The organism is Micromonospora sp. URMC 107 (assembly GCF_051386315.1).
GTDB lineage: Bacteria > Actinomycetota > Actinomycetes > Mycobacteriales > Micromonosporaceae > Micromonospora.
Map to the genome: position 1 here is coordinate 50003 of NZ_JBPQTK010000023.1, position 12668 is coordinate 62670.

9 protein-coding genes are annotated in these 12668 nt (G+C 75.1%); 1 reads left to right on the top strand and 8 read right to left on the bottom strand.

What is annotated here, in order from left to right; all coding sequences use genetic code 11:
• Positions 1-113: 113 nt before the first annotated feature.
• The 5 genes from gatB to ligA all read right to left on the bottom strand — a co-directional run bounded on the left by gatB (position 114) and on the right by ligA (position 8467).
• On the bottom strand, positions 114-1607 hold the full coding sequence (gene gatB, locus ACSNN9_RS08305) for an Asp-tRNA(Asn)/Glu-tRNA(Gln) amidotransferase subunit GatB (protein WP_358084675.1): 1494 nt from the start codon (positions 1605-1607) through the stop codon (positions 114-116).
• A 13-nt stretch (positions 1608-1620) separates the two neighbouring features.
• Positions 1621-3102 carry an Asp-tRNA(Asn)/Glu-tRNA(Gln) amidotransferase subunit GatA gene (gene gatA / locus ACSNN9_RS08310; protein ID WP_436672281.1) on the bottom strand — a complete coding sequence of 494 codons (1482 nt, stop codon included), beginning with the start codon at positions 3100-3102 and terminating at the stop codon, positions 1621-1623.
• Positions 3099-3404, bottom strand: a complete 306-nt coding sequence (gatC, locus tag ACSNN9_RS08315; protein WP_350926882.1) for an Asp-tRNA(Asn)/Glu-tRNA(Gln) amidotransferase subunit GatC — start codon at positions 3402-3404, stop codon at positions 3099-3101. Before gatC ends, gatA begins: the two co-directional genes overlap by 4 nt.
• 179 nt (positions 3405-3583) lie before the next feature.
• A complete protein-coding gene (locus ACSNN9_RS08320; RefSeq protein ID WP_436672282.1) occupies positions 3584-6157 on the bottom strand; it encodes a putative bifunctional diguanylate cyclase/phosphodiesterase in 2574 nt (857 codons plus the stop codon).
• Between the two features lie 174 nt (positions 6158-6331).
• Positions 6332-8467, bottom strand: coding sequence for an NAD-dependent DNA ligase LigA (gene ligA / locus ACSNN9_RS08325; protein WP_436672284.1), 2136 nt, complete (start codon positions 8465-8467; stop codon positions 6332-6334).
• Positions 8468-8665: 198 nt separating this feature from the next.
• On the opposite strand from ligA, the gene ACSNN9_RS08330 reads away from it, so the two are divergent.
• Entirely contained in the window at positions 8666-9196 is a 531-nt protein-coding gene (locus tag ACSNN9_RS08330; RefSeq protein ID WP_436672286.1) for a type II toxin-antitoxin system PemK/MazF family toxin, read from the top strand.
• A gap of 123 nt (positions 9197-9319) precedes the next feature.
• On the opposite strand, the gene ACSNN9_RS08335 is transcribed toward ACSNN9_RS08330, so the two are convergent.
• From ACSNN9_RS08335 to mnmA, 3 genes are all read right to left on the bottom strand, one after another.
• Positions 9320-10321 (bottom strand): ADP-ribosylglycohydrolase family protein, encoded by a 1002-nt coding sequence (locus ACSNN9_RS08335; RefSeq protein WP_436672287.1) that lies wholly within the window; start codon positions 10319-10321, stop codon positions 9320-9322.
• 177 nt (positions 10322-10498) lie between these two features.
• Positions 10499-11503: a methionine synthase gene (locus ACSNN9_RS08340; RefSeq protein WP_436672288.1), complete on the bottom strand. Its 1005-nt coding sequence runs from the start codon at positions 11501-11503 to the stop codon at positions 10499-10501.
• A gap of 40 nt (positions 11504-11543) precedes the next feature.
• Complete coding sequence (gene mnmA / locus ACSNN9_RS08345; protein WP_436672289.1) at positions 11544-12617, bottom strand: tRNA 2-thiouridine(34) synthase MnmA; 1074 nt, start codon at positions 12615-12617, stop codon at positions 11544-11546.
• Positions 12618-12668: the final 51 nt, after the last annotated feature.

The following is a 12668-nucleotide window of genomic DNA, read 5'->3' on the forward strand; positions in this document are numbered from 1 at the left end:
CGAGGTGCTTCGAGCTGCGCAGCCGCCGCGCGCGACGGGCGCACGCGGCGGCTCGGGGTTACGGAAGGCACCTCCCTGTACGAGGGGCGTCAGGAAGGTGCCTTCCCTGTCGGTCAGGCGCCGAGGCGCTCCAGGATCAGCTCGCGGACGGTCTTGGCGTCGGCCTGGCCCCGGGTGGTCTTCATGACCGCGCCGACCAGCGCGCCGGCCGCGGCGACCTTGCCGCTGCGGATCTTGTCGGCGATGTCGGGGTTGGCGGCGATCGCCTCGTCGACGGCGGCGGTGAGCGCGCCCGTGTCGGAGACGACCTCCAGGCCCCGGTTGGTCATGATCTGCGTCGGCGAGCCCTCACCGGCCACCACGCCCTCCAGGACGGCGCGGGCCAGCTTGTCGTTGAGCTTGCCGGCGTCGACCAGGCCCTGGAGCTCCGCCACCTGCGCCGGGGTGGCCCCGACGTCGGCCAGCTCCACGCCGGTCTCGTTGGCCCGCCGGGACAGCTCACCCAGCCACCACTTGCGGGCGGCGGCGGGGGTCGCGCCGGCGGCGACCGTGGCCTCGATCAGCTCGACCGCGCCAGCGTTGAGCACCGACTGCATGTCCGCGTCGGAGAGCCCCCACTGCTCCTGGAGCCGCCGGCGGTGCAGCCGGGGCAGCTCGGGCAGCGCGGCCTTCAGCTCGGCGACCCAGGCGGCGTCCGGGGCCAGCGGCACCAGGTCGGGCTCCGGGAAGTACCGGTAGTCGGTCGCCGTCTCCTTGGACCGGCCCGGCGTGGTGTCGCCGGTGTCCTCGTGGAAGTGCCGGGTCTCCTGGGTGATCCGGCCGCCCGCGTCGAGCACGGACGCCTGCCGGATGATCTCCGACCGGACGGCCCGCTCGACGGACCGCAGCGAGTTGACGTTCTTGGTCTCCGTCCGGGTGCCCCACTCCTCGCCGGGCAGGTTGAGGGAGGTGTTCACGTCGCAGCGCAGCGACCCCTCCTCCATCCGCACGTCGGAGACGCCCAGGGAACGGATCACGTCGCGCAGCTCGGTGACGTACGCGCGGGCCACCTCGGGGGCCAGCGCGCCGGTGCCGGGAACCGGCTTGGTGACGATCTCCACCAGCGGGATGCCGGCCCGGTTGTAGTCGACCAGCGACTCGGTGGCGCCGTGGATGCGCCCGGTGGCGCCGCCGACGTGCAGCGTCTTGCCGGTGTCCTCCTCCAGGTGCACCCGCTCGATGCCGATCCGGACCAGCTCGCCGTTCACCTCGACGTCCAGGTAGCCCTCGAAGCACAGCGGCTCGTCGTACTGGCTGATCTGGAAGTCCTTCGGCATGTCCGGGTAGAAGTAGTTCTTCCGCGCGAACCGGCACCACTCGGCGATCGAGCAGTTCAGCGCCAGGCCGATGCGGATGGTCGCCTCGATGGCGGCCCGGTTGGCGACCGGCAGGGAGCCCGGCAGGCCCAGGCAGACCGGGCAGACCCGGGTGTTCGGCTCGCCACCGAAGTCGGTCGGGCAGCCGCAGAACATCTTGGTGTTCGTGCCCAGCTCGACGTGGGTCTCCAGGCCGATCACCGGTTCGTAGCGCGCGACGACCTCGTCGTACGCGGGCAGTGTCGTCGTCATCTGAGCTCCTGCCTCACAGTGCCGGTGGGGTGAAGGTGCCGACGACGCTCTCCAGCGCGGCGGCGACCCGGTACATGCGGTCGTCGGCCATCGTCGGCGCCATGACCTGGAAGCCGACCGGCAGCCCGTCGGAGAGCCCGCACGGCACCGAGATGCCCGGCCCGCCGTACAGGTTCGTCGGGATGGTGAACAGGTCGGCCAGGTACATCTGGTACGGGTCGGCGGTGCGCGCGCCGATCGGGAACGCCACGAACGGGGTGGTCGGCGAGATCAGCGCGTCGACCTGCTCGAACGCGGCGGTGAAGTCCCGGGTGATCAGCGTCCGGACCTTCTGCGCCTGCCCGTAGTAGGCGTCGTAGTAGCCCGACGAGAGCGCGTACGTGCCGATCATGATCCGGCGCTTGACCTCGGCCCCGAAGCCGGCCTCGCGGGTCAGCGACATGACCTCCTCCAGCGACCGGTTGCCGTCGTCGCCGACCCGCAGGCCGAACCGGACGCCGTCGAACCGGGCCAGGTTGGAGGATGCCTCGCTCGGGGCGATCAGGTAGTACGCCGGCAGCGCGTACCGGAAGTGGGGGCAGGACACCTCGACGATCTCGGCGCCCAGCTTGGTCAGCGCGTCGACCGACTCGCGGAACGCCGCCATCACGCCCGGCTCGGCGCCCTCGCCGACGAACTCCGTGACGATGCCGAGCTTCACGCCCGTCAGGTCGCCGGTCGCGCCGAGCCTGGCGGCGGCCACCACGTCCGGCACCGGCTGCGGGATCGAGGTGGAGTCGCGCGGGTCGTGCCCGCCGATCACCTCGTGCAGCAGCGCCGCGTCCAGCACGTTACGGGCACAGGGGCCCGGGGTGTCCAGGGAGGACGAGAACGCCACCAGGCCGTAGCGGGAGGTGCCGCCGTAGGTGGGCTTCGCGCCGACGGTACCGGTGACCGCGCCGGGCTGGCGGATCGAGCCGCCGGTGTCGGAGCCGATCGCCAGCGGCGCCTCGTACGCGGCCAGCGCCGCGGCGCTGCCACCGCCCGAGCCGCCGGGGATGCGGCTGAGGTCCCACGGGTTGTGCGTCGGCCCGTACGCCGAGTACTCCGTGGAGGAGCCCATCGCGAACTCGTCCATGTTGGTCTTGCCGAGCATCACCGTGCCGGCGGCGCGCAGCCGCTGCACGATCGTCGAGTCGTACGGCGGGCGCCAGCCCTCCAGGATCCTCGACCCGACGGTGGTCGGCACGCCCTTGGTGGTCAGCACGTCCTTGACGGCCACCGGCACGCCGGCCAGCGGGCCCAGCTGCTCGCCGGCGGCGCGGCGGGCGTCGACCTCGCCGGCGGCGGCGAGCGCGCCCTCGGCGTCGACGTGCAGGAACGCGTTGACCCGGTCGTCGACGGCGGCGATCCGGTCCAGGTGCGCCCGGGTGACCTCGACGGCGGAGGTCTCACCGCTGGCGACGAGCCCCGCGATCTCCGTCGCGGTCAGTCTGGTCAGGTCGGTCTGCGTCATGACGCCACATCCTCATCCAGGATCCGCGGTACGCGGAACCGCTGCTCCTCGGCGTCGGGCGCGCCCGACAGCGCCTCCTGCGGGGTCAGCCCGGGCACCACCACGTCGTCCCGCAGGACGTTGGTCAGCGGCACCGAGTGCGACGTCGGCGGGATGTCCGCCGCGGCGACCTCGCCGACCTGCGCGACCGCCTGGAGGATCACGTCGAGCTGGCCGGCGAAGGTGTCCAGCTCCTCCTCCGTGACGGCGAGCCGCGACAGTCGCGCCAGGTGCGCGACCTCCTCGCGGGAGATGGCGGCCATCGGTGCCCCCTTCGTGACGGTGCTGCGGGTCGGACCGGGTGTCGGCCGCGCGGACGAGGTGCGTGACGCGCGGTGACCGGAGCGAGTCTATTGTTCCGCCCCGGCGGCGCGTCCCCGACTCCCCCTCCCACGCGGCGGGGCGTCGTGCGCCGACGGCCACACCGGCGAGGGGCGGTGGCTCAGCGGGCGTGCCGGCGGGGGATCTCCGCGTCGGGGCTGGGCGTGGGGCGGACCGGCCGGTAGCGGGCCAGCCAGCCGACCAGTTCCTCGGCCGGCATCGGCCGGGCGTAGAACCAGCCCTGCGCCGCGTCGCAGCCCGCCGCGTACAGCATGCGCCAGGTGCGCTCGTCCTCGACGCCCTCGGCGACCACCCGCAGCCCGAGCGCCTTCGCCAGCTCGATCGTCGACTTCACGATCGCCGCGTCGTCGGCGTCCTCGGCCATCCCGAGCACGAAGGAGCGGTCCACCTTCACCTCGGACAGCGGCAGCCGCCGCAGGTGCTGGAGGGAGGAGTAGCCGGTGCCGAAGTCGTCCAGCGCGATGCCCACGCCGATCCGGTGCAGCCGGGTGATGGTGGCCAGCACCCGGCGCGGGTCGGCCATCAGGGCGCCCTCGGTGATCTCCAGTTGCAGCCGCCGCGGCGGCACGCCGTACCGGGCGAGCCGGTCGGCGATCTGGTCGGCGATCTCGCCGGTGTGCAGGTCCCGCACGCTCACGTTGAGCGCCGCCGGCAGGCTCATCCCGGCGGCCGACCACTTGGCGAGCTGTTCCACCACGTCGTCCACCACCCGGCGGGTGAGCAGCCGCATCACCGCGCTCTGCTCGGCGACCCGGATCAGCTCCTCGGGGTCCACCATCCCCCGGCGGGGGTGCCGCCAGCGCAGCAGCGCCTCCACGCCGACCACCTCGCCGGTCGCGATGGCGATCTGCGGCTGGTAGTACATGGTGATTGCGCCCGCGTCGACGGCCGCGGCGGTGTCCGCGTCGTGCCCGCCGGCCGTGGCGTGCCGGGCCCCCCGCCGGCCCGTCGGGGCGCGGTCGCCGCCGCGATCCTCCACGCCGTCGTCGACGGGCGGGCCCTGCCGGCGTACGACTGCGGCGCCCTGCCCGCCCGGGCGCCCGGCACCGCCGCGACGGCCGGGACCGTCGCCCCGGTCGGGGCCGGTCTCCCCGGCGGCCACCGCCCGGCGGCGGATCGGGTCGGCGGCGGTCACGATCCGGTTGATCAGCTCGTCGGTGGGCGGCGGCCCCGGGCGCTGCCTGCGCCGGCGCAGCCGCCAGCGGCCGGACCCGGGGGCGAGACCCGCGACGTCCGCCGGGAGCGCGGCTCCGTCCCCGCCCCGCGCCCCGCCGGCGACCGGGGCGCCGTCCTCCGCTCGCCAGGGGGCGTCGTCGTCCGACAGGTCGGCCTCGACGGCCCGGACCGCCCCGGGCGGGTCGCCGGCCGGACGGCCCGCCTCCAGCACCCGGCGCAGGTCGGCGAGCAGGCCGAGCCGCTCGGCGGAGTTGTGGTCGGACTCGGCCGCGTAGACCGCCACGGTGTCGTTGCGGTGCTTGGCGTCGTACATCGCCACGTCGGCGTGGCGCATCAGGGTCGCGAAGTCCTCGCCGTGCTCGGGGAAGAGCGCGATGCCGATCGAGCCGCCCACGTCGAGCGGCAACCCGTCCAGCGACACCGGCTCGGCCAGCGCGCGGACCACCCGGCCGGCGAGCTCACGGGCCTCGTCGACGTCGGCCAGGCCGGTCGTCACGATGGCGAACTCGTCCCCGCCCAGCCGGGCGACCATGCCCTCACCGACCACGCCGGTCAGCCGGGCGCTCACCTCGACCAGCAGCCGGTCCCCCACCGCGTGCCCGAGCGCGTCGTTGACGTTCTTGAACCGGTCGAGGTCGATCAGGAGCAGGGCCAGCCGGGCGTCGGGCTCGCCGCGGGCCGCCCGTTCGGCGTGCAGGTGCACCTGCTCGCCGACCTCGGCCAGCAGCGCCTTGCGGTTGGGCAGGCCGGTGAGCGGGTCCAGGGAGGCGAGCTGCTGCTGCTCGACGCTGAGCCGGGCCATCCGGTAGACGGCGAACAGCGGCACCAGCACCAGCGGGATCAGCGCCGCGCTGGCCCGCGCCGCCGCGACCAGCACCGGGGCGAGCAGCAGCAACGAGCCGGTGGAGAGCAGCTCGAAGCCCAGCCCCTGCCGCAGGCTGGGCCACCACCGGTCGCCGAAGCGCAGCCGGACGGCCGCGCTGACCAGCGCGTAGTTGACGGCGAACCAGGCCACCGTCGCGCCGCCCACCGCCAGCACGTCCGTCCCGCGCAGCCGGCCACCGTCGAAGATGGTCCCCGGCCCCAGCCAGGTGACCGCGTACGCGGCGCCCAGCGCCGCGGCGTACTGGGCGGCGTTGAAGGCGGTCCGCCACGGGGCGTGGCCCATCCGCCAACCGGAGACGATGACGGCCACTGCCTGCACCAGGATCGCCGGGCCGAACCCCCAGCCGAGCAGGATGGCGAAGGTGAAGCAGGTGGACGGGAAGACGGCCGAGGTCTGCCGGCGTCCGGGCGGGACGAACGGGCGCGCGTCACAGCCGACGGCCAGGGCCGCCATCACCCAGAACGCCACCGGCAGTCGCGGCAGCTCGGCCGGGAGGTCGAGCAGCGGACGTACGCAGAGCACCGCCGCCAGCGCGACCACCGACCAGACGAAGGCGAAGAACGGGCGTGCCCGGCCAGGCGGAACGGAGTTTCGCGAGTCTGCGGCCTCCATCACACCTCCCGAGGGCTCGGTCCACGGGGCGTGACCCGGTGGCACGCCGTGCCACCAATGAAACGCCCTCCGTGTCGCAATGCCCGGCACGACAGTCGCGAATCGGTCGTAGTCGTAATTAAGTTGGTATCTCGACCTGCCCCGCCGGGCCGGTGGCCGCTCCCGCCCCCGGCGTCACTCCTCGGTGCGGGCGACCTCCCGGGCGGCCTCCGGGCCCGCGTCGAGCAGCACCCGGAAGCCGTCCTCGTCGAGGATCGGCAGCTTGAGGCTGGCCGCCTTGTCGGCCTTCGAGCCGGGGTTCTCGCCCACCACGACGAAGGACGTCTTCTTGGAGACCGAGCCGCTCACCTTGCCGCCCCGGCTCTGGATCGCCTCGGACGCCTGGTCGCGGCTGAACCCCGGCAGCGTGCCGGTCACCACGACGGTGAGCCCCTCCAGGGGGCGCGGCCCCTCGTCTCCCGCCTCCTCGGCCATCCGTACGCCGGCCTCGCGCCACTTGCGGACCACCTCGCGGTGCCAGTCCACGGCGAACCACTCCCGGATGCTCGCGGCGATCGTCGGCCCGACGCCGTCGACCGAGGAGAGCTCCTCCTCGCTGGCCCGGTCGATCGCCTCGATGGAGCGGAAGTGCCGGGCGAGCGCCTGCGCGGCGGTGGGGCCGACGTGCCGGATGGACAGGCCCACCAGCACCCGCCACAGGTCGCGCTCCCTGGCCACGGCGAGGTTGTCGAGCAGCTTGGCGGCGTTGCTGCCGAGGGTGCCGTCCTTGTTGACGAAGAAGGGCGACCGGGCGAGCTGCTTCTCGTCCAACGAGAACAGGTCGCCCTCGTCGGTGATGACCTGGGCGTCGAGCAGCGCCGCCGCGCCCTTGTGGCCGAGCGCCTCGATGTCGAACACCTTGCGACCGGCGAGGTGGAAGACCCGCTCCCGCAGCTGACCGGGGCAGGTGCGGGAGTTGGGGCAGCGGATGTCGACGTCGCCCTCCTTCGCCGGCGCGAGCGGCGTGCCGCAGGCCGGGCAGGTGGTGGGCATGACGAACGGCCGGGCGTCGGCGGGGCGCAGGTCGACCACCGGGCCGAGCACCTCGGGGATCACGTCGCCGGCCTTGCGCAGCACCACGGTGTCGCCGATCAGGACGCCCTTGCGTTCGACCTCCCGGGCGTTGTGCAGGGTGGCGTAGGCGACGGTGGAGCCGGCCACCTTGACCGGCTGGAGGACGGCCCGCGGCGTGACCCGGCCGGTGCGGCCGACCTCGACGTCGATGTCGAGCAGCTTCGTGTTCACCTCCTCCGGCGGATATTTGAAGGCGATCGCCCAGCGCGGGGCCCGGCTGGTCGAGCCGAGCCGCCCCTGGATGGAGACCGGGTCCACCTTGACCACCACGCCGTCGATCTCGTGCTCGACGTCGTGCCGGTGCTCGGCGTAGTGGGCGATGTATTCCGCGACACCGGCCAGGTCGGGCACCACCCGCCAGCGGTCGCTGGTCGGCAGCCCCCACGCCTTCAGGGCCGCGTAGGACTCGGACTGCGTGACCGGCTGGAAGCCGCGGCGGGCCCCGATGCCGTGCACCACCAGCCGCAGCGGCCGGGACGCGGTGATCCGCGGGTCCTTCTGGCGCAGGCTGCCGGCGGCGGCGTTGCGCGGGTTGGCGAACGGGGGCTTGCCCTGCTCGACCAGCCCGGCGTTGAGGTCGGCGAAGGCGGCCACCGGGAAGTAGATCTCGCCGCGGACCTCGACGAACTCCGGCACGTCGCCGAACTCGGCCGACGTGGCGAGCTGGCTCGGCACGTCGGCGATGCTGCGCACGTTGGCGGTGACGTCCTCGCCGGTGCGGCCGTCGCCCCGGGTCGCCGCCCGGACCAGCCGCCCGCGCTCGTAGGTGAGGTTGATGGCGAGCCCGTCGACCTTCAGCTCGCAGAGGTAGGGCACCGACCCGCCCGCGTCGCGCTCGACCCGCTCGGCCCAGGCCGCCAGCTCCTCGTCGGCGAAGGCGTTGTCGAGGGAGAGCATCCGCTCGGCGTGGGCGACCGGGGTGAAGTCGGTGGAGAAGGTGCCGCCGACGCGCTGGGTCGGCGACTCGGGGGTGCGCAGCGCCGGGAACTGCTCCTCCAGCGCCTCCAGGTCCCGCAGCAGCCGGTCGAACTCGGCGTCGGGGATGAGCGGCGCGTCCAGCACGTAATAGCGGTACTGGTGCTCCGTCAGCTCCTGGCTGAGCGTGGCGTGCCGCTCCCGGACGTCGGGGGTCGGCTCGGCGCCCGCCGCCGCCTCCTGTGCCGGAGTGACCTGCTGGGCAATGGCTTCCTCGGACACCGTGCGACCTCCCGTGATTCCGCTACCTCGGAACCGTATCGGGCCGGTGGGACAATCCGCCGGCCGCCCGCCGCGCCCGAGCGGCGACGGGGCCGCCGGCGTGCGAGGATCGCCGGACGGCGGGGCCGCGCGGGCAGGTCCGCCCCGCCGTCGAACCCGCGGCGTCCGCGCCGCGCCACTGACCAGGCGGGGGTACGGATGCCGGAATGGCTGCTCTGGGCGGCGGCGATCGTGCTGGCCGTGGCCGCCGGCTGGGCGTGGAACGACCGGCGGCGGGGCGACCGCGACACCGCCGAACGTCCGCCCCGGCGGCCACGTTCCCGCCCCGGCCGCAGGACGCCGCCGGGCGGTCCCGGCCGGTCCACCGCGCCGCCCCGACCGCGTACCGCCGAGCGGGCGCCCACCGGGTCGCCGCGTCCCGGCGAGATCTGGTGGGCCGACGTCCCGTACGCCGACGGCACCGGCTCGAAGGTGCGGCCCTGCCTCGTGCTGCGGGCCGACAGCGGGGGCGCCGACGTCCTGAAGATCACCAGTCAGGACAAGAGCGCCCGGGACGACCATGTCCGCATCCCGACCCGGGAGTGGGATCCCGACGCCGGGCACGACAGCTTCGTCGACCTGGCCGAGCCGGTGCACGTGCCGCTCGCCGACTTCTCCCGCCGCGCCGGCGTCTGCGACCCCGCCCTGTGGCGCCGCATCCGCCGCCTCCCCCACCTGCCCGGCGCCTGACGCGCACCGGCCCCCACCTGCCCGGCGCCTGACCCGCACCGGCCCGGGCCGGCCGCACCCGCGGGCCGACGGATTCCCCGTCCGACCAGGCCGGACGGGTGCCGGCCGGGTCGGAGCGCGGGGTCAGTCCCAGGCCAGGGCGAGGGTGGTGAGCTGGTCGGCGTACTCGATGCGGGCGGCCCACGGGGCGGGCCAGGCCGCCATGCCCAGCGCGGCGCCGACGAAGGCGCCGGCCAGCGCGGCGATCGAGTCGGAGTCGCCGGCGGTCGTGGCGCCCCGGGCCAGCGCGGCCACCGGGTCGTCGGCGTGCCGGATCGCGCAGAACAGGGCCGTGCCCAGCGCCTCCTCGGCGATCCACCCCTCGCCGGTGTGCCGGCACGGGTCGCCGCCGTCGTCCGGGCCGGCGAGGGCGGCGTCGAGGCGGCCGAGGACCACGAGGCACTCGTCCCAGCCCCGGGCGATGAAGTCCTCCGGCGTGTCCACGCCGGGGCGTTGCCAGAGGTCGCCGAGCCAGTCGGCGCGGTAGACCCGCCGCTGGTCGCGGGCCCGGTCGACGAGCAGCCGGGGCAGCTCCGCCAGCGCCGCGCCGTCGCGCAGCAGCCGCACCGCGTACGCGGTCAGCTCGCTGGCCGCGAGGCCGGTCGGGTGGCCGTGGGTCAGCCCCGCCTGGAGCTGGGCCAGCCCGGCGAGGGTGTCCAGGTCGACGTCGACCAGGCCGACCGGGGTGACCCGCATGTTGGCCCCGCAGCCCTTCGAGCCGGCCACCGTCGCCTCCTGCCAGCGCATCCCGCGCTCGAGTTCGGCGCAGGCGCGCAGGCACGTCATGCCCGGCGCCCGGTTGTTCTCCGGGCTGGCCGCCCAGTCGAGGAAGCGCGCCCGCAGCAGCGGCTCGACCGACTCCGGAGTCAGCGCCGGCGCGTCGTGCAGCGCCCAGCCGACCGCCAGCGCCATCTGGGTGTCGTCGGTCACCAGCGCCGGGTCGCCGGCGAGGTCGCGTGGGCCGGCGGGCCCGTAGCGGCGAACGATCTCGGCGACGGTCAGGAACTCGGTCGGCTTGCCCAGCGCGTCACCGTAGGCGAGGCCGAAGAGGGAGCCGGCGGCCCGCCGGAGCGGAGTGTCGATCATGCCCGCGATCATGCCGCCCGCAGGCGACCCGCACCACCCGGCGCCGTCGCCGGCCCCGCTCGCGACCGCGCGGTGACGAGCGAGGTGCCGGTCCGGGGCGCGCCCGGCATCGCCGGCTCGACCGGCGCGGTTGTCCGATCATGTCGGCTTCCTGCCCCGCCCGTACGACAGGAAACCTCAGTCCTCGGCGAGCCGCCGTCCCGCGTCCCGGCAGGCGGCGAGCACCGCGCGCGCGTACGGTCCGGTGGCGTGGGCGAGCCCGCAGGCGGGGGTCACCACGACCTGCTCGGCGAGCTGCCGGCGGGGAAACCCGAGGCGGTCCCAGAGCTGGCGTACCCGGTCGGCGATCTGCGCCGAGGTCGGCGGGCGACCGGCGGCCGACGGCCCGGTGGGCGCGGCGCCGGCCAGCAGCCCGAGCCCGGCGTCGATCGCCTCGCCCAGCGGGTCCAGGTCGGTGACGAGGCCGAGGTCGAGCGCCACGCCGACGGCGCCGGTCGAGCGGATCAGCTCCAGCGGCACCTCCGGCGCGCAGCAGTGCACCACGGTCGGCACCCCGGCCGCCTCGACGACCGTGCGCAGCAGCGACGCGGCGTCGGCCGGCTCCACGGCCCGGTACGCGCCGAGCCCGCTCTCGGTGGGCACCCGCCCGGCGAGCACCGTCGGCAGCGACGGCTCGTCGAGCTGGAGCAGCACGGTGGCGCGCGGCAGCCGGCGGGCGACCGCCGCGACGTGCCCGCGCAGCCCTTCGGCGAGCGAGCCGGTGAGATCCCGGACCGCGCCGGGGTCGCGCAGCATCCGGCCGCCGATCGGCAGCTCCAGGGACGCGGCCAGGGTCAACGGGCCGCCGGCCTGGATCTTGACCGGCCCCGCGTACTCCTCGGCCTGCTCGGCGAGCTGGTCGAGGTCGCGTTCCATCAGGTCGCGGGCGCGGCGCAGTTCCCGTCCCGGGCGCGGCGCGATCCGCCACCGGGCGGCGTACAGCTCCACCGGAAGCTCGACCAGCAGGCCGGCGGTCCGGCCGATCAGGTCGGCGCCGGGGCCCCGGGCCGGCAGCTCCGGCAGGTGGGGCAGGGCCGGAAGCTCACCGAGGACGATCCGTTGCGCCTCGGCGATGTCGGTGCCGGGAAGCGAACCGATGCCGGTCGCCGCGCCGGCCGGCCAGGGCCACACCTGAGCTGTCACGGCCGAAGACTATCCGGTCCGCGGATCGGCGGGTGAGTCGTCAGCCGGCGATGGTGGCGGAGCCGAGCACGACGTCGCCAGCCGGGTCGGGCCGGTACACCACGATCGCCTGGCCGGCGGCGACCCCGCGGACGGGGCGGCGCAGCTCGGCGCGCAGGCCGTCTGCGGTCAGCTCGACCGTCGCCGGCACCACGTCCCCGTGCGCCCGCAGCTGCACCTCGCACTCCAGCGGCGCGTCGGGACGCGGCCCGCCCGTCCAGACCGGACGCTCGGCGCGCACCCGGGAGACCTCCAGCGCCTCGGCCGGGCCCACCGTCACGGTGTTGGTCTTCGGCGTGATGGAGAGCACGTAGCGCGGCCGGCCGTCCGGCGCCGGGCGGTCCAGGTGCAGGCCGCGCCGCTGACCGACCGTGTACGCGTACGCGCCGGTGTGGCTGCCCACCACGGCGCCGGTGGTGGCGTCCACCACCTCGCCGGGCGCCTCGCCGAGCCGCTCGGCGAGGAAGCCGCGGGTGTTCCCGTCGGCGATGAAGCAGATGTCGTGCGAGTCCGGCTTGTCGGCCACCGCCAGCCCCCGCCGGGCGGCCTCCTCGCGGACCTGCGCCTTCGTCGAGCCGCCGAGCGGGAAGATCGACCGGTCCAGCTGCGCGCGGGTGAGCACCGCCAGCACGTACGACTGGTCCTTGGGCAGGTCGACGCTGCGCCGCAGCAGGCCGTCCGCGCCGAGCCGGGCGTGGTGGCCGGTGACCACGGCGTCGAAGCCCAGGGCCACGGCCCGGTCCAGCACCGCCGCGAACTTGATCTTCTCGTTGCAGCGCAGGCAGGGGTTGGGCGTACGACCGGCCGCGTACTCCGCGACGAAGTCGTCCACCACTTCGGAGTGGAAGCGGTCGGCCATGTCCCAGACGTAGAACGGGATGCCGATGACGTCGGCGGCCCGCCGGGCGTCCCGGGAGTCCTCCAGCGTGCAGCAGCCGCGCGCCCCGGTGCGGTAGGTCTGCGGGTTGCGGGCCAGCGCCAGGTGCACGCCGGTCACGTCGTGCCCCGCCTCCACGGCCCGCGCCGCCGCGACCGCCGAGTCGACCCCGCCCGACATCGCCGCCAACACCCTCACCGGCCACTCCCTTCGCCCCACCGACCCTATCCCCACGCCACTCCCACCCCC

Excerpts from the sequence above, each read along its gene's own strand:
- gatB (WP_358084675.1), bottom strand. The coding sequence starts at position 1,607 with ATGACGACGACACTGCCCGCGTACGACGAGGTCGTCGCGCGCTACGAA.
- gatA (WP_436672281.1), bottom strand. The coding sequence starts at position 3,102 with ATGACGCAGACCGACCTGACCAGACTGACCGCGACGGAGATCGCGGGG.
- gatC (WP_350926882.1), bottom strand. The coding sequence starts at position 3,404 with ATGGCCGCCATCTCCCGCGAGGAGGTCGCGCACCTGGCGCGACTGTCG.
- ACSNN9_RS08320 (WP_436672282.1), bottom strand. The coding sequence starts at position 6,157 with ATGGAGGCCGCAGACTCGCGAAACTCCGTTCCGCCTGGCCGGGCACGC.
- ACSNN9_RS08330 (WP_436672286.1), top strand. The coding sequence starts at position 8,666 with ATGCCGGAATGGCTGCTCTGGGCGGCGGCGATCGTGCTGGCCGTGGCC.
- ACSNN9_RS08335 (WP_436672287.1), bottom strand. The coding sequence starts at position 10,321 with ATGATCGACACTCCGCTCCGGCGGGCCGCCGGCTCCCTCTTCGGCCTC.